We start from the raw sequence: 21678 nt of genomic DNA on the forward strand, positions 1-21678 counted from the left end.
GCAATCCGTTGCCTCGTGTTCGGGCCCTATTCGGTGGGCTGAAGCCCACCCTACAGCCCACCCGACGAAGTCCATGCGGGTGGGCTTGCTCCTCAGGCGCGGGCGCTGCGCACGCCTTCGGCCAGGGTCTTGCAGAGGGTGAGGACGCCGTCGATGGCCTGCTCGGCGGTCTCGGCCTTGGCGATCTGGTCCACCAGGGCGGAGCCCACCACCACGCCGTCGGCGAGGCGGGCGATGCTGGCGGCGTGTTCGGCGGTGCGGATGCCGAAGCCGATGGCCACCGGCAGGTCGGTGTGGCGGCGCAGGCGGGCCACGGCTTCCTGCACGTGCTCCAGGGTGGCGGAGCCGGCACCGGTGACACCGGCCACCGAGACGTAGTAGACGAAGCCGGAGCTGCCCTCGAGCACCACGGGCAGGCGCTTGTCGTCGGTGGTCGGGGTGGTCAGGCGGATGAAGTCGATGCCGGCGGCCTGGGCCGGGTGGCACAGGTCTTCGTTATGTTCCGGCGGCAGGTCGACGACGATCAGGCCATCCACGCCGGCTTCCCTGGCGTCGCCGATGAAGCGCTCGACGCCGTAGTGGTGGATGGGGTTGAAGTAGCCCATCAGCACCACCGGAGTGTTCTGGTTGCCTTCACGGAACTCGCGGACCAGCTGCAGGGTTTTCGCCAGGTTCTGCTTGGCCGCCAGGGCACGGATGTTGGCCAGCTGGATCGACGGGCCGTCGGCCATCGGGTCGGTGAAGGGCATGCCCAGCTCGATCACGTCGGCGCCGGCTTCCGGCAGGCCCTTGAGGATCGCCAGGGAGGCGTCGTAGCCCGGGTCGCCGGCGGTGAGGAAGGTCACCAGGGCGGCGCGGTTCTGCTGTTTCAGTTCGGCGAAGCGGGTCTGCAAGCGGCTCATGCCTGGGGCTCCTGTTGCATGTGGTGCATCACGGTCTGCATGTCCTTGTCGCCACGGCCGGAGAGGTTGACCACCATGAGGTGGTCCTTCGGCAGGTTGGGTGCGCGCTTGAACACCTCGGCCAGGGCGTGGGAGCTCTCCAGGGCCGGGATGATGCCTTCGAGGCGGCAGCACTGGTGGAAGGCGTCCAGGGCTTCGTCGTCGGTGATGGAGGTGTACTCGACGCGGCCGATGTCATGCAGCCACGCGTGCTCCGGGCCGATGCCGGGGTAGTCCAGGCCGGCGGAGATGGAGTGGGCGTCGATGATCTGGCCGTCCTCGTCCTGCAGCAGGAAGGTGCGGTTGCCGTGCAGCACGCCGGGGATGCCGCCGTTGAGACTGGCGGCATGCTTGCCGGTCGCGATGCCGTGGCCGGCCGCCTCGACGCCGATGATCGCGACGCTCTGGTCATCGAGGAAGGGGTGGAACAGGCCCATGGCGTTGGAGCCCCCGCCGATGCAGGCGACCAGCGAATCGGGCAGGCGCCCTTCCTTCTCGGCCAGCTGCTCGCGGGTTTCCTTGCCGATGACGGCCTGGAAGTCGCGGACCATGGCCGGGTACGGGTGCGGGCCGGCGACGGTGCCGATCAGGTAGAAGGTGTTGTGGACGTTGGTCACCCAGTCGCGCAGCGCTTCGTTCATCGCGTCCTTGAGGGTGCCGGTGCCGGCGGTGACCGGGATCACGGTGGCGCCGAGGAGCTTCATGCGGAACACGTTGGCCTGCTGGCGATCGATGTCCGTGGTGCCCATGAAGATCACGCATTCCATGCCGAAGCGCGCAGCCACGGTGGCGGTGGCCACGCCGTGCATGCCGGCGCCGGTCTCGGCGATGATGCGTTTCTTGCCCATGCGCTTGGCCAGGAGGATCTGGCCGATGCAGTTGTTGATCTTGTGCGCGCCGGTGTGGTTCAGCTCTTCGCGCTTGAGGTAGATCTTCGCGCCGCCACAGTGCTCGGTCAGGCGCTCGGCGAAGTACAGCGGGCTCGGGCGGCCGACGTAGTCACGCTGGAAGTAGGCCAGTTCCTTGAGGAATTCCGGGTCGTCCTTGGCGGCTTCGTACTCGCGGGCCAGGTCGTGGATCAGCGGCATCAGGGTTTCGGCGACGTATTGGCCGCCGAAGGAGCCGAACAGGCCCTTGGCGTCGGGGCCGGTGCGCAGTGAAGTCATGGTGGAACTCCTGGGAGTGGTATCCGATGGCAGCCATTCTAACGCTGGCCGCTCCCGGGAAAAGCGATTAGATTGCGCTGACCTGTCAGTAAAGCTCACATATAGCCATGAGCCGCGACCTCCCTCCCCTGAATGCCCTGAAGGCCTTCGAAAGTGCCGCCCGCCTGCTCAGCGTAAGCCGAGCGGCGGAGGAGCTGCACGTCACCCACGGCGCGGTGAGCCGTCAGGTGCGCGCGTTGGAGGAACAGCTGGGCGTGGCGTTGCTGGCCAAGGATGGGCGCGGCATAAAACTCACGGATGCCGGCCAGCGCCTGGCCGAGGCGGCGGGGGATGCCTTCGAGCGGCTGCGTGGCGTCTGCGCGGACCTGCGCCGCCAGGAGGAGGATCGCCCCTTCGTCCTTGGCTGCCCTGGCAGCCTGCTGGCGCGCTGGTTTATCCCGCGCCTGGACCGCCTCGATCGCGAGTTGCCGGAGCTGCGCCTGCAGCTTTCCAGCAGCCAGGGCGAGCTGGACCCGCGCAGCCCGCAACTGGACGCCACCCTGCTGTTCGCCGAGCCGCCCTGGCCGGCCGACATGCAGGTGTTCGAGCTGGCCGGCGAGCGCATCGGCCCGGTGCTGAGCCCGCGCTACGCCGGGTTCGCGGAGCTGGAGCAGGCACCGCCGCAGCGCCTGTTGCAACGACCGCTGCTGCACACGGCGTCGCGCCCCCAGGCCTGGCCGCAATGGGCCCGGGCCGAAGGGCTGGACGAAGGGGGATTGCAGCTGGGCCAGGGCTTCGAGCACCTGTACTACCTGCTGGAGGCGGCGGTGGCCGGCCTGGGCGTGGCCATCGCGCCGCAGCAACTGGTGGCCGACGACCTGGCCGCCGGCCGCCTGGTGGCGCCCTGGGGCTTCGTCGACACCCCGGCGCGGCTGGCGCTGTGGGTGCCGCTCGGGCGCCAGGGCCCGCGTGCCGAGCGCCTGGCGCAGTGGCTGCGCCAGGCTTTCGCCCAGCCTGACTGAAGCACCCGATGCTCCGGTGTGTCGGGGCCGAGGGGTGCTGGTGGTTCAGCACTCCGGGGTGTACCTCACCGTGAGCATCAGGTTGCGCCGATCGCCGAAGTCGTTGGCGCCATCCTCAGCGGCGAAGTGGCCGCTCCGGCAATCCTTTCCGTTCATGCACCGGGCCGGCCCGGTCAGGTACCGCATGGGGCCGGATAGCCGCGCAGGCGCGTCGGGCTCAGCTCCGGTGGCGCAGCATGTAGGCCGCCAGTGCCACCACGCCCACGGCGCCCGCTGCCACCCCGGCGGTGGCCAGCGGGTGCTCGCGGCTGTAGTCGCGGGTGGCGATGCCGGCTCTGGCGGTGCGCTCCCAGGCCTGGCCGGCGAGGTCACGAGAGCGGCTCAGGGTATGCAGGGCGCCGCTCTGGATGGCGTCCAGCGAGTGCTGCGACTCGGCCTCCACCACGTGCTTGATGCGCTCGATACCGCTGCGCAGTTGTTCGATTTCCTGCTCGATGCCCTGCAGGGTGGATTTCTTGCGAGACATGAAGAGAGCCATGTCGTACCTCCTCTTTCGGGTTGGGGTACTAGGTCCGACCCCCGTATCGCCGAGGAGTGCAGCTAATCTGAACTTATTCGGGACATCCCGGGCCTGAGATGGCAAGTGGCCCATTTCTGAAACGCAAGGAGAACATCCATGTCGGATCATCACACCTACAAGAAGATCGAGATCGTCGGCTCCTCCCGCAACAGCATCGACGAGGCGATCAACAACGCCCTGGCCGAGGCGGCCAAGTCCATCCGCAATCTCGACTGGTTCGAGGTCGTGGAGACCCGGGGGCACATCGAGAACGGCAAGGTCGGCCATTACCAGGTCACTTTGAAGGTCGGCTTCCGACTCAGCGATAGCTGATCGTCTTACAGATAACGCCCGGCCGCTGGGCTAGGCTCACACAGGTTTGGCCATGTGGTGTCGGATCGAACAAGACCACAGATGCCATCCCCTTGGAGACGGCTGGTCTCCGCGGCTCGCTCGAGCCTTTTCTTTTCTACAACGAGGGAGCGTTACCGATGAAGAAACTGTTGTTGGCCATTGGCCTGTTCACCCTTGCCGGCTCGGCCTTCGCCGCCGCCAAGCCCTGTGAAGAGCTGAAGTCCGAGATCGACGCGAAGATCAAGGCGAACGGAGCCACCTCCTACACCCTTGAGATCGTCGACAAGGGCAGCGCGACCGACAAGAAGGTGGTCGGCAGCTGCGAAGCGGGCACCAAGGAAATCGTCTACCAGCGCAATTGATCGCGCGATGAGCTGTCAAGCCGGCGTCCGCGCCGGCTTTTTCATGGGCGCTCGCCAGCCTGCCTTGCTTACCCCGAGGTGCCCTGGTTACCGAAAAGTGCCTTCTGGTGGCTGCCTGCGGGTCGGCCTAGAGTAGGACCCCTGTGGTCACGTGGAAGGCGCGAGTCTTCCCCTCAGCAAGGTCCCTTCGCTATGTCAGCCCTTTCTTCCCTGCCCCTTTCCGTCCTCGACCTGGCGCCCATCCGCGACGATGGCGGCCCCGCCCAGGCGCTGCACAACTCCCTGGCCCTGGCGCGCCATGTGGAACAGCTCGGCTTCTCGCGCTTCTGGGTGGCCGAGCACCACAATATGGAAGGCATCGCCAGTTCCGCCACTTCGGTGCTGCTGGGCTACCTGGCGGCCAATACCTCCACGCTACGCCTGGGATCGGGCGGGATCATGCTGCCGAACCACGCGCCGCTGGTGATCGCCGAGCAGTTCGGCACCCTCGCCACGCTCTACCCCGGGCGCATCGAACTGGGCCTTGGCCGTGCGCCGGGCGCCGACCACCTGACCGCCCGCGCCCTGCGCCGCGAGCGCTCCGGCAGCGCCGACGATTTCCCCCAGGACGTGGAGGAGCTGGAGCTGCTGCTCGGCCCGCGCCTGGAAGGGCAGAAGGTCATCGCCATGCCCGGCATGGACACCCGGGTGCCGATCTGGCTGCTCGGCTCCAGCCTGTTCAGCGCCCAGCTGGCCGGGCAGAAGGGCCTGCCCTACGCCTTCGCTTCGCACTTCGCCCCGCGCTACATGCACGAGGCGATCCGTGTCTACCGCAACCATTTCCGCCCCTCGGCGGTGCTCGATGCGCCCTACGTGATGCTTGGCGTGCCCCTGGTGGCTGCGCCCACGGACGAGGAGGCGGACTTCCTCGCCACCACCGTCTACCAGCGGGTGCTGAGCCTGATGCGTGGCGAGAGCCTGGTGCTGCGCCCGCCGGTGGAGAGCATGGCCGGGCGCTGGTTGCCCCACGAGAAGGAGGCGGTCGGCAGCTTCCTGGCGATGGCCATGGTCGGTGGGCCGGAAAAGATCCGCGGCAAGCTGGAGGTGCTGCTGGAGCAGACCGGCGCGGACGAGCTGATCTTCACCTGCGACGTCTACCAGCACGAGCACCGCTTGCGCGCCTTCGACATCCTCGCCGGCCTGCGCGGCTAGGGGCGGTTCAGATCGGCCCGCAGCCCAGCGTCTCGCCACGCGCCACCACCTGGGCTCGGGCGTCGTACATCAGCACCTGGGGGCGCATGACGATCGGGCGTGCGTCGATGCGGTAGCGCTCGCCGGCGGCGAACCCGTCAAAGCGGATGCGCACATGGCAGGTGAGCTGGAAGGGGCCTGCGTCGCTGTTGAAGCCGCCGCCGCTGGAAACCTCGAACTGGTAGCGCATCTCCAGTTCATGGCGACCGGGGGTGACCTGGTAGTAGCGTCCGTCGGCGGTGCGCTTGCCGTCCAGGCGGTCGGCCATGAAGGTGGTGCCCGGCTCGCCGCGCAGGTCGATCCAGGCCTGGCCGGGGTCGGGCTGGGGAAGCGGGCCGGCGCAGGCCGTCAGGCTGGCCAGCAGGCATGCGGCGGGTAGCTTGCGCATGGCGGAATCCTCGGAAGGGCGGGGCGTTCAGGATAAACCTGGCGCCCGTTTTCAGACATCGCCGCAGCGACTTTCCCGCGCCCGCGCCACCTCGCGGTTGTCTTCACTGTAGAGCCGCGCCCAGGGGCGGAAGCCGATGCCGCCGGCCTTGAGCTGGTAGCGCTGGCCAGCAGTGAATTCCGGGTAGTCCAGCTTCAGCAGGCAGGTGCGGGTCATGGGCTCGCGCTGGGGGCCGATGTCGTCGCCGTCCACGTCGAAACTGAAGCGCACTTCCAGTTCGTGGTTGCCGGGGGTGACCTGGAAGTAGCGGTCGTCCTCCAGCGGCTGGCGGTCGACGCGGGTCGCCTGCAAGGCATGCCTTTGCGGCGGGTCAAGGTCGATCCAGGCCTGGTCGGGGTCGGGGCTGGGCATGATCAGCGAGCAACCGCCGAGGTTGAGCAGCAGGACAGTGGGAAGCAGGCGACGCATGCGGCAACTCCTTGTGGCGTGCTTTGGGGCCATGCGCTAGCTTCACGCCATGCCGGCCCCCATTCTTCTAGCCTCTCTCGACCGCGCCCGCGCCTTTGCGGTTCCGTTGCTGCTCGCCCTGGCGCTGAACGGTTGCTCCAGCCTGGACTACTACGGCCAGCTGGCCAGCGGTCAGTTCCAGCTGCTGCGCGCCCGCGAGCCGGTGGCGCAGGTGCTCGCCGATCCCGCCCGTGATGCCGCGTTTCGCCAGCGCCTGGCGCTGGCGCAACGGGCGCGGGATTTCGCCAGCGCCGAACTGGCCCTGCCGGACAACGGCAGCTACCGCGTCTATGCCGATATCCACAGGCCCTTCGTGGTGTGGAACGTCTTCGCCACGCCGGCGCTGTCCCTGGCGCCCATCACCCACTGCTTCCCCATCGCCGGTTGCGTCGCCTACCGCGGCTACTACCAGCCCGGCCGTGCACGCGGCGCCGCGGCGCTGATGCGCGAGCAGGGGCTGGATACCTGGATCGGCGGCGTCGAGGCCTATTCCACCCTGGGCTGGTTCGACGACCCGATCCTCAGCAGCATGGTGCGCTGGGACGATGACCGGCTGGCGGCGGTGATCTTCCACGAGCTGGCGCACCAGAAGCTCTATGTCGCCGACGACAGCGCCTTCAACGAATCCTTCGCCAGCTTCGTCGAGCGCGAGGGCCTGCGCCAGTGGCGCGCTCGCCAGGGCCTGCCGGTCGGCGGCGAGGCCGGGGTGCGCCAGCGCGATCAGTTCACCGCGCTGGTGCTGGCCTGCCGCGAGCGCCTGGAGCGGCTCTACGCCAGCGACCTGCCCGAGGCGCAGAAGCACCTGGCCAAGCAGGCCGAGTTCGAGCGCCTGCGCCGGGACTATCGCCAGCTGCGTGACAGCCAGTGGCAGGGCGTGGGCCGCTACGACGGCTGGATCGAAAGCCCGCTGAACAACGCCAAGCTGCTGCCTTTCGGCCTCTACGACCGCTGGGTGCCGGCCTTCGCCGAGTTGTATCGGCGCAGCGCCGGCTGGACGGATTTCCACGGGCGGGTGGCAGCGCTGGCGGCGCGTCCGCCGGTCGAGCGCCAGGCCGCCCTGGCCGAGCTGATGCCGGAGAACTCGCCGGTGGCCGCATCGGTCGAATGAACGCGGATTCGCCTGACAGGAGGTGTGCGATGAACAGATGGGGATTGGCCGTGCTGCTCGGCCTGCTGGGGAGCACCGCCGTGGCGGCGCCCAAGCCGTGCGAGGCGCTCAAGCAGGAGATCGAGGTGAAGATCCAGGCCGCCGGGGTGACCGCCTATACGCTGGAAATCGTGCCGGCCGCCGAGGTGGAAGACCCGAACATGGTGGTCGGCACCTGCGAGAACGGCACGAAGAAGATCGTCTACCAGCGCAACGGGACCTGAGTCCGCAGCCCTGGAGCACCCGGGCTGAAGCCCGGGCTACACGCCTTCGAAGGCCTGGTGCATTTCCGCGAGGGTGGCGAAGTACCAGGCCGGGGCTTCCGCCATCAGCTCCTCGTGGCTGCCGAAGCCGTAGCCGACGCCGATGGCTTGCAGGCCATTCTCCCGGGCGCCGATCAGGTCGTGCTTGCGGTCACCGATCATCAGCGTCTGCGCCGGGTCCAATCCCTCCTCGTCCAGCAGGTGGCGGATCAGGTCCACCTTGTTGGTGCGGGTGCCGTCCAGCTCGCTGCCGTAGATCACCTTGAAATGCCTGGCGAAGTCGAAGTGCCGGGCGATCTCGCGGGCGAACACCGCCGGCTTGCTGGTGGCGATGTACAGCGTGCGGCCCTGCTCGCCGAGCATCCCCAGCAGCTGGGCGACGCCCTCGAACACGCGGTTCTCGTAGAGCCCGGTGACCTTGAAGCGATCGCGGTAGTGGTTCACCGCCTCCCAGGCGCGCGGCTCGTCGAAACCGTAGGTCTGCATGAAGCACTGCAACAGCGGCGGGCCGATGAAATGCTCCAGGCGGGTGAGGTCCGGCTCGTGGATATCCAGCTTGCCCAGGGCGTACTGGATGGAGCGGGTGATGCCCTCGCGCGGGTCGGTGAGGGTGCCGTCGAGGTCGAAGAGGATGTTCGGCTGGTGCATGGCTTTAGGCGGTCTGGGCTCGGGGGTGGGCAGGATAGCGGGGTTGGCCGACCGTGCCGAGCATCCGCTGGGCATGGCCGGCCGGTGGCGTCATTGGTCGTATCCCTCGGCGATATGCAGGTCCTTCAGCTTCACGTAGTTGGCGGCGCTGTAGGTGAAGAAGGCCCTTTCCTTGTCGCTCAGCGGGCGGGCCTGTTTCACCGGGCTGCCGACGTAGAGGAAGCCGCTCTCCAGGCGCTTGCCCGGTGGCACCAGGCTGCCGGCGCCGATCACCACCTCGTCCTCGACCACGGCGCCGTCCATGACGATGCTGCCCATGCCCACCAGGATGCGGTTGCCGAGGGTGCAGCCGTGCAGGGTCACCTTGTGGCCGATGGTCACGTCGTCGCCGATGAGAAGGGGAAAGCCGTCCGGGTTGAAGGGGCCGGCATGGGTGATATGCAGGACACTGCCGTCCTGCACGCTGGTCCGTGCCCCGATGCGGATGTGATGCATGTCGCCGCGGATCAGGGCGAAGGGCCAGACCGAGCTGTCCTCGCCCAGTTCGACATCGCCGATGACGACTGCGGATCGATCGACGAAAACCCGTTCACCCAGCTGTGGTGCGGTGCCGCGGTAGGTTCGTATCGCGCTCATAGAAAGTCCTGTGGCTGCGTTGTACGCCGATTGTAATTAAGATGTCCGCTGTCGACCCGGGGTAAACCTCCCGGCTCGATGGTTGTCCCACTCTTCAGTCCCCTTCCAGGCAGGCACGTCAAAATTCTGGCATAGTGGCCGGCCGTCTCTGGAAAGGAGAGTGTCCATGACTACCTTGAGTTTCAGATCTTCCGCGAATCGTCCCAAGGCCGCAGCGGCCACGGTGACCCGCGAAGCCCTCGAGGCCCATGTAGCCGCCTATCTGCGGCGAGGAGGGCAGATCAAGAAGATCGCCAAGGGCGTGAGCGGTATGCCACTGAACGGCTCCTGGCATCTGTCCAGGCGCAGGAAATGATTTTCGGAGGGGGCCTTGTGCCCCCTCTCTCTTTCCCGGTATCAACGATCCATCAACTTTCCAGACGCAACAGGTGAATGCCGTGAGTTCCAGCAATCCCCTCCTTCAGGATTTCGACCTGCCGCCCTACTCCAGCATCCGTCCGGAACATGTAGAGCCCGCCATCGACACCATCCTCGCCGACAGCCGCGCCGCCATCGATGCGCTGCTCGCCGGCCAGCAGGGTACGCCGACCTGGCAGGGCCTGGTGCTGGCGCTGGACGAACTCGGCGAGCGCCTGGGCCGTGCGTGGAGCCCGGTCAGCCACCTCAACGCCGTGTGCAACAGCGCCGAGCTGCGCGGCGCCTATGAGGCCTGCCTGCCCAAGCTCTCCGAGTACTGGACCGAACTGGGCCAGAACCGCGAACTGTTCCAGGCCTACGAGGCACTGGCCGGCAGCCCCGAGGCCGCCGGCTTCGACGTGGCGCAGAAGACCATCCTCGAACACGCCCTGCGTGACTTCCGCCTCTCCGGCATCGACCTGCCGGCCGACAAGCAGCAGCGCTATGGCGAAATCCAGATGAAGCTCTCCGAGCTCACCAGCCGCTTCTCCAACCAGCTGCTGGACGCCACCCAGGCCTGGACCAAGCACGTCACCGACGAAGCCGCGCTCGACGGCCTCACCGAGTCCGCCCGCGCGCAGATGGCCCAGGCCGCCCAGGCCAAGGGCCTGGATGGCTGGCTGATCAGCCTGGAGTTCCCCAGCTACTACGCGGTGATGACCTACGCCAACGACCGCGCCCTGCGCGAAGAGGTCTACACCGCCTACTGCACCCGTGCCTCCGACCAGGGGCCGAACGCCGGCCAGAACGACAATGGCCCGGTGATGGAGCAGATCCTCGACCTGCGCCAGGAACTGGCCGGCCTGCTCGGTTTCGCCAGCTACGCCGAGCTGAGCCTGGCGACCAAGATGGCCGAGTCCAGCGACCAGGTGCTGAGCTTCCTCCGCGACCTGGCCGTGCGCAGCAAGCCCTTCGCGCAGCAGGACCTCGACGAGCTCAAGGCCTTCGCCGCCGAACAGGGCCTGGATGATCTGCAGAGCTGGGACACCGGCTACTACAGCGAGAAGCTGCGCGAGCAGCGCTACAGCATCTCCCAGGAAATCCTCCGCGCCTACTTCCCCATCGACAAGGTGCTCACCGGCCTCTTCGCCATCGTGCAGAAGCTCTATGGCATCGAGATCCGCGAGCTGTCGGGCTTCGACACCTGGCACCCGGACGTGCGCCTGTTCGAGATCCGCGAGAACGGCCAGCACGTCGGCCGCTTCTTCTTCGACCTCTATGCCCGCGCCAACAAGCGTGGTGGCGCGTGGATGGACGGTGCCCGCGACAAGCGCCGCACCTCCGCCGGCAAGCTGGTCAGCCCGGTGGCCAACCTGGTGTGCAACTTCACGCCGGCCGTCGGCGGCAAGCCCGCGCTGCTGACCCACGACGAAGTCACCACCCTGTTCCACGAGTTCGGCCACGGCCTGCACCACCTGCTGACCCGCGTCGAGCACGCCGGGGCCTCCGGCATCAATGGCGTGGCCTGGGACGCGGTCGAGCTGCCCAGCCAGTTCATGGAGAACTGGTGCTGGGAGCCGGAAGGCCTGGCGCTGATCTCCGGCCACTACCAGAGCGGCGAACCCCTGCCCCAGGACCTGCTGGACAAGATGCTGGCGGCGAAGAACTTCCAGTCCGGCCTGATGATGGTGCGCCAGCTGGAGTTCTCCCTGTTCGACTTCGAGCTGCACGCCACCCACGGCGATGGCCGCAGCGTGCTGGAGGTGCTCGAAGGCATCCGCGCCGAGGTCTCGGTGATGCGCCCGCCGGCCTTCAACCGCTTCGCCAACAGCTTCGCGCACATCTTCGCCGGTGGTTACGCGGCCGGTTACTACAGCTACAAGTGGGCGGAAGTGCTCTCCGCCGACGCCTTCTCCAGGTTCGAGGAAGAAGGCGTGTTCAACGCCGACACCGGCCGCGCCTTCCGCGAGGCCATCCTCGCCCGTGGCGGCTCCCAGGAGCCGATGGTGCTGTTCGTCGACTTCCGCGGCCGCGAGCCCTCCATCGACGCCCTGCTGCGCCACCTCGGCCTGTCGTCGGAGGCCGCATGAGCGAAGGCCCCGTGAACATCACCAAGAAACGCTTCATCGCCGGTGCCGTGTGCCCGGCGTGCAGCGAGCAGGACCGCATCCAGATGTGGGACGAGGACGGCGTGCCGCACCGCCAGTGCGTGGCCTGCGGCTATGCCGACACCCTCAACGCGCAAGGCCAGTCGGTGCCCAGAGAGCTGGGCACGCGGGTCAACAAGGCCGTGCCCAAGCCGGCCGACCCGAAGGTCCAGGGCGTGCAGTTCTTCCCCAATCCGAAACTGAAGAAGCCCAGCGAGTAGCGTCGAGGCCAAGGAGGGCGTGATGTGGCACCTGGTATGCGGTGACAACGCGGTCGAAGGTGTCGCGTCCGTGCTCGGCGCAGACGCGGCGCGCACCTTCCTGCGGGTGCTGCGCGACGATCTCGCGGTCGGCCCGCTGAAGGACATCGAACAGCCGCCCTGCACCCGCCGCGCCGCCTTCTGGCGTGGGGTCTGGCCGGTGGCGGTGCAGCCGGTGCCGGACTTCGAGGCCGGCCTGGTTGAGGATGCGCAGTGGCTCGCCGGCCTCGCCGCCCAGAGCCACGCGGTGACCGTCTGGCATGGCGACAGCGCCTCCGAGCAGCTGCTGCTGGCCCGCGTCGCGGCGGCGCTGGAACACAGCCAGCTGCCGCTCTGGGAAGTGCCTTGCGGCAGCGGTGACAGCCGCGTGGCCAGCCGTCGCGCCGTGGCCATGCATGCGCCGGACGACCTGGCCGAGCTGTACCTGCCCAGGCTGATCGAGGCGGAGCGCCGCCAGGCGCTGGCGGCCCAGTGGCGCGGCGTGCTGGCCGAAGGCGCGGGCATCCGCCGCTGGCGCGAAGGGGCTTTCCATGGCGAGGACTTCAGCTTCATCGATGCCGACCTGATCGGGTCCTGCACATCGGAGTGGCGCCCGCTGGGCCGCGCGATGGCCGACGTCATGGCCCGTTGCGATGGCTTCTTCGCCACCGACTTCTTCCTCTTCTGGCGCGCCCGTGAACTGGCCGCCCAGGGTCGTGTCGAGATCCAGGGCGAGCCCGGCGCCAATGGCTACGGCGGCCTGCAGGTGCGTCTGTCCGCCTGATCCGGGCAGCACCCACCCTCACGAGCCGGAGGCCCCATGCACGGACCCGACCCCCGCAACCCGCACCCCATGGCCGGCTTCCCGCAGGTCTGCTTCATCCGCAACACGGTGAGCAACCCGCAGATCGAGATCGGCGAATACACCTATTACGACGACCCGGACGACTCGGAGAATTTCGAGCGCAACGTCCTGTATCTCTACCCCTTCATCGGCGATCGCCTGGTGATCGGGCGCTTCTGCGCCATCGCGCGCGGGGTGAAGTTCATCATGAACGGCGCCAACCACAAGCTTTCCGGCTTCTCCACCTACCCCTTCCAGATCTTCGGCGGTGGCTGGGAGCGGCACATGCCGGAGCTGTCCGAGTTTCCCAACAAGGGCGACACCCGGATCGGCAACGACGTGTGGATCGGCTACGAGGCATTGATAATGCCGGGGGTGACGATCGGCGACGGCGCGATCATCTCCTCGCGCTCGGTGGTGACCCGCGACGTGCCGCCCTACACCGTGGTCGGCGGCAACCCGGCCGAGCCGCTGAAACAGCGCTTTCCCGACGCAGTGGTGGAGCGCCTGCTGGCCATTGCCTGGTGGGACTGGCCGGTGGAGACGATCAGCCGGCACATGGCGGCGATCATGGCGGCGGACCTCGATGCCCTGGAGCGCTGCGTCCGCGAAGACTGAGGCGAACTGCGTCACTTCCGCCGACCGGGCGCCTTGCCGCAGCGCGGGGCCGGGAGTAATTTTCCCTGCTGTGCCCCGCTGCACAGGGAGCCGCCGCAGAGGGCGGCGATACAGCAAGGAGACCCAGGTGCCCACCTTCACCCGCAACAAACTTCCGGTCGTCGGCAGCCTCGAACTGGTGGTCGGCAACGTCCTCAAGCTGAAGCTCAACGGCCTGGGCCCGGGCAAGAAGCACTACCGGATCAAGAGCGCCAACACCTGCCTGGAAGTGAAGCAGGACGCGAATGATCGCCAGAGCGAGCAGAGCATCACCATCAAGGCGCTGCGCGCCTGCCAGTCGGTGCGCGTAGAAGCCTTTTCCGCCACCGACGACCTGCCTTCCGGCATCCACGTGGTCATCACCGTGCTGGAAGCGTTGACGCTGCCCGATGCCAGCACCGACGAAGGTTGCCTCGCGCGCCTGCTGCTGGCCGAATCGGTGGTGCCGAAGAACGCCGGCGGCCTGGAGGAGGCCCTGTTTTCCATGCAGCTGATGCGCCAGGTCATCGAGAACCGCATGGCGTTCTCCGAACCCAAGCACTTCGGCAAGCCGGCCAACAAGACCATGACGGGCTTCATCACCGCCCGCGACCCGCTGCAGTTCGAGGGGTTCGGCAACTACCCGTCCATCGGCAGCAAGGAAGGCAAGATCGACAGCTACCTGCGCCTGGCCAACGACGGCTCCGACCTGCGTTTCTCCTTCGTCCGCCAGCATGTGCAGAACGCGCTGGACGTGGCGGCGGGCAAGAGCCTGGCCAAGCCCTACAAGCCGCCGGTCTACGGCTGGATGACCGAAGGCAGCAACCCGGGCGGCTATTTCATCAAGGCGGTCGACAAGGGTGGCCAGACCTTCTTCAGCCTCACCCAGGCCTTCATCGACAACCCCAACAACCCCGGTAAACCGAAGAAATGAACAGCCCACGCCTGGCCGGACTCTTCTCCGGCGCCCTGCTCCTCGTCGCCCTCGGTGCCTGTGCGGCCGAGCCCTTCGGCCCGTCGATCTACAGCGGCCAGGTGGCGCGCTTCGACATCGCCCAGGACAAGGCCTTCGCCGATCCCGAACAGGACATGCGCTACCTGCTGGTGCAGGCCCGGCGCAACGACGGCACCAACCACTTCTGCGTGGTCGGCTACCAGTGGCCGGACGGCAAGCGCAAGGCGGCGGTGCACTGGCAGGAGGGCCAGCGCATCGTCCTCTGGACCGGCAAGTCCGGCTGGGGGGATGACTTCAAGTACGCCGACTCCATGGCCATGGCCAACAGCGTGGACCTGAAGGACGGCCTGGTGGATACCGACGAACAGCGTTTCGGCAGCAGCTTCCTGCAGCTGCGCGCTTCCGCCGAAGGCACCCTCGCCGACTGCAAGGCCCACGGTCGCCAGTACCTGATCGAGCCGTTCACGCCGCCGAGCGAGGACGAGTAGGGCTTTCCGACGAAAACCGGCTGGCGTAGGACGCTGTAAGAATATACTGTTCATGCATACAGTATCTTCGGAGCGTCCGCCATGTCCGTCACCCTTCCGCCCCGTGGCCGTGGAACCGGTAGCAACCCCTACAACCGCTTCGCCCCGACCCTCTCGGTGGCCGAGGACGACGGCTGGTACCAGGAAGTGCCACCGACCCGCGCCACCGAGGTGCGCATCGAGACGGCCAAGAGCATCATCGCCCGCAACCAGTCGCCAGACCTGCCCTTCGACCGCTCCATCAACCCCTACCGTGGTTGCGAGCATGGCTGCATCTATTGCTACGCGCGGCCCAGCCACGCCTACTGGGACATGTCCCCGGGCATCGACTTCGAGACCCGGCTGATCGCCAAGACCAACGCCGCTGCCCTGCTGGAGCAGCAGTTGAGCAAGCCCGGCTACGCGTGCGCGCCCATCGCCCTGGGGGCCAACACCGACCCCTACCAGCCCATCGAGCGCGAGCACCGCATCACCCGCCAGGTGCTGGAAGTGCTGCTGCGCTACCGCCATCCGCTGACCATCGTCACCAAGGGCTCGCTGCTGCTGCGCGACCTCGACCTGCTGACCCAGCTGGCCGAACAGCGCCTGGTCAAGGTGATGATCAGCCTCACCACCCTCGACGACGCGCTCAAGCGCGTGCTCGAGCCCCGCGCCGCGGCGCCCTCCGCACGGCTGCGGGCGATCCGCGTGCTGCGCGAGAACCGCGTACCGGTGGGCGTGCTGTGCTCGCCGATGATCCCGATGATCAACGACAGCGAGCTGGAAAGCCTGCTGGAGGCGGCCCGCGATGCCGGCGCGCGCAGCGCCTCCTACATGCTGGTGCGCCTGCCCCGGGAGGTGGCGCCGCTGTTCGAAGAATGGCTCCAGGCCCACTACCCGCAACGTGCGGCCCACGTGATGAGCATCATCCGCCAGTGCCGGGGCGGCGAGGTCTATGACAGCCGCTTCGGCAAGCGCTTCAGCGGCGAAGGTGCCTTTGCCGAGCTGCTGGCCCAGCGCTTCGCCGTGGCCATGCGTCGCCTGGGCCTGGAGAAGCGCGGCGACGTGGCGCTGGACTGCTCGCGCTTCTGCCCGCCCGGCGGGCAGATGGCCCTGCTCTGAGCGATGGGATGAACGGCACGGCTTTTTACGTACCCGGCGTGTGACCGCAACGCGCCGAACGGTGTCCTGTAGGGGGTCGGATAAATCCGACCATGTCGGTAAAGTAATCCCACTTACCCCTACAGAGTCCCAAGGCGAACGAGGTCGGCATGAGCGACGAGCACGATACCCCGCAACCCCAGGAAAGCGCCGAAGAAGCGCTGCGCAACATCGTCGAAGGTTTCCAGCGTTTCCGCGACCAGGTCTACCCGGAGCAGGAAGAGCTGTTCAAGCGCCTGGCCCATGAGCAGAAACCCCGCGCCATGTTCATCACCTGCGCCGACTCGCGCATCGTCCCGGAGCTGATCACCCAGAGCTCCCCCGGCGACCTGTTCGTCACCCGCAACGTCGGCAACGTGGTGCCGCCCTATGGGCAGATGAACGGCGGCGTTTCCACCGCCATCGAATTCGCCGTCATGGCCCTCGGCGTGCACCACATCATCATCTGCGGCCACTCCGACTGCGGCGCCATGAAGGCGGTGCTCAACCCCGAGCAGCTGGAGCGCATGCCCACCGTCAAGGCCTGGCTGCGCCATGCCGAGGTGGCCCGCACCGTGGTCGCCGAGAACTGCGGCTGCGCCAACCACGAGACCCTGGGCGTGCTCACCGAGGAGAACGTGGTGGCCCAGCTGGACCACCTGCGCACCCATCCCTCGGTGGCGGCGCGCCTGGCCAGCGGCCAGTTGTTCATCCACGGCTGGGTGTACGACATCGAGACCGCCGCCATCCGCGCCTACGACGCCGAGAGCGGTCGCTTCCGCACCATCGGCGACGGCCCGCTGCCGATGGCCACGCCCCGCGCCCGCTACCTGTGAGCCCCGGTGCCCCGGCTTCGGCCGGGGCAACGTCCGTTTCCTTCCTCCCTTTCGCGGCTGCGCCTGCGTCGCGTCGAGCGCCTGCACGGTGGTCCCATCGCTGGCCCGGGCTGGCAGACTGCTATCGGCCATTCGTCTGTAATGCTCATTCCAGAGCGGTTTCTTCAGTTTGAGTTAAGTCTTCGCGCCTAAGGTTTTTCTCCATCCCGACCGCCCGGTCGGGTTGCAGGCCGCCATCAACCGGCAGGTCACGAGGGCCACCGGCCCGCTCGGAACGCAAACAGGAGAAAGCATGAAACAGGACATCCGCAGCATCCCGCCCGCCCCCTTGGCAGAGAACGACGCCGCAACCACCTTCGACACCCTGGTGCGTGGCTGCCGGCGCTTCCGCGAGGAGACCTTTCCCCAGCAACGCGGCCTTTTCCAGCGCCTGGCCCGGCAGCAGTCGCCGCGCGCCATGTTCATCACCTGCGCCGACTCGCGGGTTGCGCCGGAGCTGATCACCCACAGTTCGCCCGGCGATCTGTTCGTCACCCGCAACGTCGGCAACCTGGTGCCGCCCTACGGCCAGATGAACGGTGGCGTTTCCACCGCCATCGAGTACGCGGTCATGGCCCTTGGCGTGCACCACATCATCGTCTGCGGGCACTCCGACTGCGGCGCGATGAAGGCCGTGCTGGCCCCGGATTCCCTGCTCGGCATGCCCACCGTCAGCGCCTGGCTGCGCCATGCCGAGGTGGCTCGCAGCCTGGTGGAGCGCAACTGCGATTGTGCCGGGCACGATGCCCTGGGCGTGCTGACCGAGGAGAACGTGGTGGCCCAGCTGGACCATCTGCGCACCCACCCCGCCGTGGCGGCGCGCATGGCCGCCGGGCAGCTGTTCATCCACGGCTGGGTGTACGACATCGAGACCGCCGCCATCCGCGCCTACGACGCCGAGGCCGGGTGCTTCCTGCCGCTGCAGCAAGGCCGCGTCGCCATGGCCACGCCCCGCCCGCGCTACCTGGCGTCCTGACGCCCCTCCCCATACGCCGTGGCGGTCGAGACCGCCGCGCCCCTCGTGCCGCAGGAGATCGCGACATGCGCCTTGCTTCCTTGAAATCCACCTTGCCCCGGGACCTGCTGGCCTCGGTGGTCGTCTTTCTCGTCGCCCTGCCGCTGTGCATGGGCATCGCCATCGCCTCCGGCATGCCGCCGGCCAAGGGGCTGATCACCGGCATCGTCGGCGGCCTGGTGGTCGGCTGGCTGGCGGGCTCGCCGTTGCAGGTCAGCGGCCCGGCGGCCGGCCTCGCCGTGCTGGTCTTCGAGCTGGTGCGCGAGCACGGCATGGCCATGCTCGGGCCCATCCTGGTGCTGGCCGGGCTGTTGCAGCTGTGCGCCGGGCGCCTGCGCCTGGGCTGCTGGTTCCGGGTCACGGCGCCAGCGGTGGTCTACGGCATGCTCGCCGGCATCGGCGCGCTCATCGTGATGTCGCAGGTGCATGTGATGTTCGATGCCAGGCCCCAGGCATCGGGGCTGGAAAACCTGCTGGCGTTCCCCGAGACGCTGATCAACGCGCTCGCCCAGGTCGGGCCCGGCAGCGGCCTGGCTGCCGCAGCGCTGGGCCTGGGCACCATCGCCTGCATGTGGGGCTGGGAGCGCTGGCGCCCGCAGTCGCTGCGCTTCCTGCCCGGTGCGCTGATCGGTGTCAGCCTGGCGACCCTGGCCAGCCTGGCTCTCGCGCTCGATGTGCAGCGGGTGACGGTGCCGGCCACCCTGGGCGAGGCCATCGACTGGCTGCGCCCGGCCGATCTGCTCGGCCTGGCCGACCCGCAGATCCTCCTGGCGGCGCTGGTGGTGGCGTTCGTCGCCAGCGCCGAGACACTGCTTTCCGCCGCGGCGGTGGACCGCATGCACGGCGGGCCGCGCTCCGACCTGGACCGCGAGCTGTCGGCCCAGGGTGTGGGCAACCTGCTGTGTGGCGTCCTGGGCGCGTTGCCCATGACCGGGGTGATCGTGCGCAGTTCCGCCAACGTCCAGGCCGGCGCCCGCACGCGCCTGTCCGCCGTGCTGCACGGTGGCTGGCTGCTGGCCTTCGTCGCCCTGCTGCCGATGGTGCTGCAGAGCATTCCGGTGGCGGCCCTGGCGGGCGTGCTGGTGTTCACCGGCTTCAAGCTGGTGGATGCCAAGGCCATGCGCGGCCTCTCGCGCTACGGCCGCGCGCCCTTGCTGATCTACGCCGCCACGGCTTTGGGCATCGTCGCCTTCGACCTGCTCAGTGGCGTGCTGATCGGCTTCGCGCTGACCCTGGCCAAGCTGGCCTGGAAGGCTTCGCGCCTGAAGATCGCCCTGGTACAGGGGGCTCCCGGCGAGGCGGAGCTGCGCCTGACCGGCGCTGCCACCTTCCTGCGGGTGCCGCAGCTGGCGCGGGTGCTGGAGGGCGTGGCGCCGGGCACGCGGCTGCAGGTGCCGCTGGATAACCTCAGCTACATCGACCACGCCTGCATGGAGCTGCTGGAGGACTGGGGGCGCGCCGCGCAGCGACAGGGTGGGGCCCTGCAGATCGAGCCCCGTGCCCTGAACCGGCGCCTGGAAGGACGGCTGCTCAGCCTGCGCGGCCGCGCCGTCTGAAGTTCAGCCGGCGGCGCGTTGCGCCTGGTCCAGCTGCAGTTCGACGCCGAGCTGGCGCGAGAGGCAGGGCCAGCGCTTCCACGCCGCTTCCACCTTTGGGTCGTGCAGCCTGTCGCGGTAATGCTGCACGGATGCGCGTTCGAACACCGCCTCGTCGAGCATGCCGTCCACCGCATGGTGCACGGCTTCGTCCAGCTGGTTGGCGAAGGGCTCGCCGATCAGCTGGTGGGCGATGAGGTTGGCCACGGTGGTGTCCAGGGGGATCAGCGGCTCGCCCAGGTGGGCGATGTAGCGATCGTTCACCTCCTCCACCAGGCGGTGGGCGAGGTAGGCCTCGTCGAGCAGGCCATCCAGGCCCTCGTGGCCTTCCACCATGCTCGGCGGCTGCAGGAAGAACTGCTCGGCGACCTTCAGCACCGGCTTGACCTGCGCCTCGATGCCGGCCTCGCGGGCGACGTTGGCGGCGGCGTCGAGCACGTCCGGCACCTGCTCGATGTAGGCGCTGACGAAGCGCGCCAGTACGCCTTCGGCGTCGGTGGCGGGCAGGCGGATCGCGGGGTGGAGGCGGTCCAGCTGGGTGGAGAGGATGCGCGCCAGGTGCCCGCTCCGGGCTTCCTGTTCGTGGGCTCGCTGGATGAGTTCGCGCAGGGCGAGGGTATTCATGACTGCTCCTGGATAGGACATGGATCGAAGGGAGGGGAAGACACAACTTAGCTCGCCGTCGCGGGCAGCTAAGACCCGATTGTCATAATGCCGTAATGCTTATGCGCACTCGCGATAACGGGGTGCGTGCACCTTCGCCAACCCCGCGCCAGCCGTGGCGTTTAGGACAAGGCTTGTGGCCGTTGCGCCAATTTTCCCCCCGCGTTGCCAGCTTCAAGTCGGTGTCTATACTCCGACTCGAAAGGCGTTACCTGATGACACCCGACTGCGCACCACCGTGCTGAAGGTCGGCCGTTAAAGTCAGCCGTATTAACGACCGCTCCCTTAGCCGCTGGCCCAGCCGGCGGGATAACAAGAACGATAAGGGGAACCCGCAATGATGCGACATCCACGAGTCTGGATGGGACTCCTGCTGTGGTCGATTTTCAGCCAGGCGCAAGCCGCCTGGACCGTCAACATGACACCGGGCGCCACCGAGGTCAGCCGTACCGTTTTCGATCTGCACATGACGATCTTCTGGATCTGCGTCGTGATCGGCGTGATCGTGTTCGGCGCCATGTTCTGGTCGATGATCATCCACCGCCGCTCCACCGGCCAGGAACCTGCGCATTTCCACGAGAGCACCACGGTGGAGATCCTCTGGACGGTCGTGCCCTTCGTCATCCTGGTGCTGATGGCGATACCCGCCACCAAGACCCTGATCGACATCTACGACAGTTCCGAATCCGAGCTGGACATCCAGGTCACCGGCTACCAGTGGAAGTGGAACTACAAGTACCTGGGCCAGGACGTCGAATTCTTCAGCAACCTCGCCACGCCCGCCGAGCAGATCCACAACAAGGCGGAGAAGGACGAGCACTACCTGCTGGAGGTGGACGAGCCGCTGGTGATCCCGGTGGGCACCAAGGTGCGCTTCCTGATCACCGCCGCCGACGTGATCCACTCCTGGTGGGTCCCGGCGCTGGCGGTCAAGCGCGACGCCATCCCCGGCTTCGTCAACGAGGCCTGGACGCGCATCGACAAGCCCGGCCTCTATCGCGGCCAGTGCGCCGAGCTCTGCGGCAAGGACCACGGCTTCATGCCCATCGTGGTCGAGGCCAAGTCCAAGGAGGACTTCGCCAAGTGGCTCGCCGGCCGCAAGGAAGAGGTGGCCAAGCTCAAGGAGCTGACCGACAAGGAGTGGACGCTCGAAGAGCTCACCGCCCGTGGCGACAAGGTCTACCACACCACCTGCGCGGCCTGTCACCAGCCCGAGGGCCAGGGCATGCCGCCCATGTTCCCGGCGCTCAAGGGCTCGAAGATCGCCACCGGGCCTAAGGAGGACCACCTCAGCATCGTCTTCCACGGCAAGCCCGGCACCGCCATGGCCGCCTTCGGCAAGCAGCTGTCGGAAGTCGACATCGCCGCCGTCATCACCTACGAGCGCAATGCCTGGGGCAACAACACGGGCGACATGGTCACGCCCAAGGAAGTCCTGGCCCTCAAACAAGCCGAGGAGAAATGA

26 protein-coding genes are annotated in these 21678 nt (G+C 67.7%); 18 read left to right on the forward strand and 8 right to left on the reverse strand.

The window, feature by feature from the left end; translation table 11 throughout:
• Positions 1-92: 92 nt before the first annotated feature.
• Entirely contained in the window at positions 93-902 is an 810-nt protein-coding gene (gene trpA / locus DMX10_RS00580) for a tryptophan synthase subunit alpha (protein ID WP_111259267.1), read from the reverse strand.
• Positions 899-2107, reverse strand: coding sequence for a tryptophan synthase subunit beta (trpB, locus tag DMX10_RS00585; protein ID WP_111259268.1), 1209 nt, complete (start codon positions 2105-2107; stop codon positions 899-901). Before trpB ends, trpA begins: the two co-directional genes overlap by 4 nt.
• A gap of 107 nt (positions 2108-2214) precedes the next feature.
• Between trpB and DMX10_RS00590 the strand changes: the two genes are divergently transcribed.
• Positions 2215-3108, forward strand: coding sequence for a LysR family transcriptional regulator (locus DMX10_RS00590; protein WP_111259269.1), 894 nt, complete (start codon positions 2215-2217; stop codon positions 3106-3108).
• A 217-nt stretch (positions 3109-3325) separates the two neighbouring features.
• Here DMX10_RS00590 and DMX10_RS00595 read toward each other — a convergent pair whose 3' ends face one another.
• Positions 3326-3646, reverse strand: a complete 321-nt coding sequence (locus DMX10_RS00595) for a DUF883 domain-containing protein (RefSeq protein ID WP_236205087.1) — start codon at positions 3644-3646, stop codon at positions 3326-3328.
• A 138-nt stretch (positions 3647-3784) separates the two neighbouring features.
• Here DMX10_RS00595 and DMX10_RS00600 point away from each other — a divergent pair, with 138 nt between their 5' ends.
• The 3 genes from DMX10_RS00600 to DMX10_RS00610 all read left to right on the forward strand — a co-directional run bounded on the left by DMX10_RS00600 (position 3785) and on the right by DMX10_RS00610 (position 5574).
• Positions 3785-4000 (forward strand): dodecin, encoded by a 216-nt coding sequence (locus DMX10_RS00600; RefSeq protein WP_111259270.1) that lies wholly within the window; start codon positions 3785-3787, stop codon positions 3998-4000.
• 158 nt (positions 4001-4158) lie between these two features.
• The gene (locus tag DMX10_RS00605) at positions 4159-4383 is read left to right on the forward strand and encodes a DUF1161 domain-containing protein (protein ID WP_111259271.1); all 225 of its coding nucleotides are present in this window, start codon (positions 4159-4161) and stop codon (positions 4381-4383) included.
• A gap of 192 nt (positions 4384-4575) precedes the next feature.
• Positions 4576-5574, forward strand: a complete 999-nt coding sequence (locus DMX10_RS00610) for an LLM class flavin-dependent oxidoreductase (protein ID WP_111259272.1) — start codon at positions 4576-4578, stop codon at positions 5572-5574.
• 7 nt (positions 5575-5581) lie between these two features.
• Here the strand turns inward: DMX10_RS00610 and DMX10_RS00615 are convergent, their stop codons facing one another.
• Complete coding sequence (locus tag DMX10_RS00615; RefSeq protein WP_111259273.1) at positions 5582-6001, reverse strand: hypothetical protein; 420 nt, start codon at positions 5999-6001, stop codon at positions 5582-5584.
• A gap of 51 nt (positions 6002-6052) precedes the next feature.
• Positions 6053-6469 carry a hypothetical protein gene (locus DMX10_RS00620; RefSeq protein ID WP_111259274.1) on the reverse strand — a complete coding sequence of 139 codons (417 nt, stop codon included), beginning with the start codon at positions 6467-6469 and terminating at the stop codon, positions 6053-6055.
• A 49-nt stretch (positions 6470-6518) separates the two neighbouring features.
• Here DMX10_RS00620 and DMX10_RS00625 point away from each other — a divergent pair, with 49 nt between their 5' ends.
• Both DMX10_RS00625 and DMX10_RS00630 read left to right on the forward strand, forming a co-directional pair.
• On the forward strand, positions 6519-7616 hold the full coding sequence (locus DMX10_RS00625; protein ID WP_111259275.1) for an aminopeptidase: 1098 nt from the start codon (positions 6519-6521) through the stop codon (positions 7614-7616).
• 29 nt (positions 7617-7645) lie between these two features.
• Positions 7646-7879: a DUF1161 domain-containing protein gene (locus tag DMX10_RS00630; protein ID WP_111259276.1), complete on the forward strand. Its 234-nt coding sequence runs from the start codon at positions 7646-7648 to the stop codon at positions 7877-7879.
• A gap of 36 nt (positions 7880-7915) precedes the next feature.
• Here DMX10_RS00630 and DMX10_RS00635 read toward each other — a convergent pair whose 3' ends face one another.
• Together DMX10_RS00635 and DMX10_RS00640 are read right to left on the reverse strand one after the other, a co-directional pair.
• Entirely contained in the window at positions 7916-8566 is a 651-nt protein-coding gene (locus tag DMX10_RS00635) for an HAD family hydrolase (RefSeq protein ID WP_111259277.1), read from the reverse strand.
• Between the two features lie 90 nt (positions 8567-8656).
• Positions 8657-9202 (reverse strand): gamma carbonic anhydrase family protein, encoded by a 546-nt coding sequence (locus DMX10_RS00640; protein ID WP_111259278.1) that lies wholly within the window; start codon positions 9200-9202, stop codon positions 8657-8659.
• Between the two features lie 166 nt (positions 9203-9368).
• Here DMX10_RS00640 and DMX10_RS00645 point away from each other — a divergent pair, with 166 nt between their 5' ends.
• The 11 genes from DMX10_RS00645 (at position 9369) to DMX10_RS00695 (ending at position 19511) form a co-directional block, all read left to right on the forward strand.
• Positions 9369-9557, forward strand: a complete 189-nt coding sequence (locus DMX10_RS00645) for a hypothetical protein (protein ID WP_111259279.1) — start codon at positions 9369-9371, stop codon at positions 9555-9557.
• Positions 9558-9639: 82 nt separating this feature from the next.
• Positions 9640-11688, forward strand: coding sequence for an oligopeptidase A (gene prlC, locus DMX10_RS00650; RefSeq protein WP_111259280.1), 2049 nt, complete (start codon positions 9640-9642; stop codon positions 11686-11688).
• Positions 11685-11966 carry a YheV family putative zinc ribbon protein gene (locus DMX10_RS00655; protein WP_111259281.1) on the forward strand — a complete coding sequence of 94 codons (282 nt, stop codon included), beginning with the start codon at positions 11685-11687 and terminating at the stop codon, positions 11964-11966. Before prlC ends, DMX10_RS00655 begins: the two co-directional genes overlap by 4 nt.
• Before the next feature lie 22 nt (positions 11967-11988).
• Positions 11989-12768 (forward strand): DUF3658 domain-containing protein, encoded by a 780-nt coding sequence (locus DMX10_RS00660; RefSeq protein WP_111259282.1) that lies wholly within the window; start codon positions 11989-11991, stop codon positions 12766-12768.
• Between the two features lie 36 nt (positions 12769-12804).
• A complete protein-coding gene (locus DMX10_RS33095) occupies positions 12805-13446 on the forward strand; it encodes a Vat family streptogramin A O-acetyltransferase (protein ID WP_111259283.1) in 642 nt (213 codons plus the stop codon).
• Between the two features lie 127 nt (positions 13447-13573).
• Positions 13574-14398: a hypothetical protein gene (locus DMX10_RS00670; RefSeq protein ID WP_111259284.1), complete on the forward strand. Its 825-nt coding sequence runs from the start codon at positions 13574-13576 to the stop codon at positions 14396-14398.
• Complete coding sequence (locus DMX10_RS00675) at positions 14395-14907, forward strand: hypothetical protein (protein ID WP_111259285.1); 513 nt, start codon at positions 14395-14397, stop codon at positions 14905-14907. Before DMX10_RS00670 ends, DMX10_RS00675 begins: the two co-directional genes overlap by 4 nt.
• Positions 14908-14988: 81 nt before the next feature.
• Positions 14989-16047: a PA0069 family radical SAM protein gene (locus DMX10_RS00680; protein ID WP_111259286.1), complete on the forward strand. Its 1059-nt coding sequence runs from the start codon at positions 14989-14991 to the stop codon at positions 16045-16047.
• 149 nt (positions 16048-16196) lie between these two features.
• Positions 16197-16901 carry a carbonic anhydrase gene (locus tag DMX10_RS00685; protein WP_044410202.1) on the forward strand — a complete coding sequence of 235 codons (705 nt, stop codon included), beginning with the start codon at positions 16197-16199 and terminating at the stop codon, positions 16899-16901.
• Between the two features lie 292 nt (positions 16902-17193).
• Positions 17194-17916, forward strand: a complete 723-nt coding sequence (locus DMX10_RS00690; protein WP_111259287.1) for a carbonic anhydrase — start codon at positions 17194-17196, stop codon at positions 17914-17916.
• Between the two features lie 65 nt (positions 17917-17981).
• Positions 17982-19511 (forward strand): SulP family inorganic anion transporter, encoded by a 1530-nt coding sequence (locus DMX10_RS00695; protein WP_111259288.1) that lies wholly within the window; start codon positions 17982-17984, stop codon positions 19509-19511.
• A gap of 3 nt (positions 19512-19514) precedes the next feature.
• Here DMX10_RS00695 and DMX10_RS00700 read toward each other — a convergent pair whose 3' ends face one another.
• Positions 19515-20174 (reverse strand): hypothetical protein, encoded by a 660-nt coding sequence (locus tag DMX10_RS00700; RefSeq protein WP_111259289.1) that lies wholly within the window; start codon positions 20172-20174, stop codon positions 19515-19517.
• 376 nt (positions 20175-20550) lie between these two features.
• On the opposite strand from DMX10_RS00700, the gene coxB reads away from it, so the two are divergent.
• Complete coding sequence (gene coxB / locus DMX10_RS00705) at positions 20551-21678, forward strand: cytochrome c oxidase subunit II (protein ID WP_111259290.1); 1128 nt, start codon at positions 20551-20553, stop codon at positions 21676-21678.

Source organism: Pseudomonas sp. 57B-090624 (assembly GCF_003234055.1).
GTDB lineage: Bacteria > Pseudomonadota > Gammaproteobacteria > Pseudomonadales > Pseudomonadaceae > Metapseudomonas > Metapseudomonas tohonis.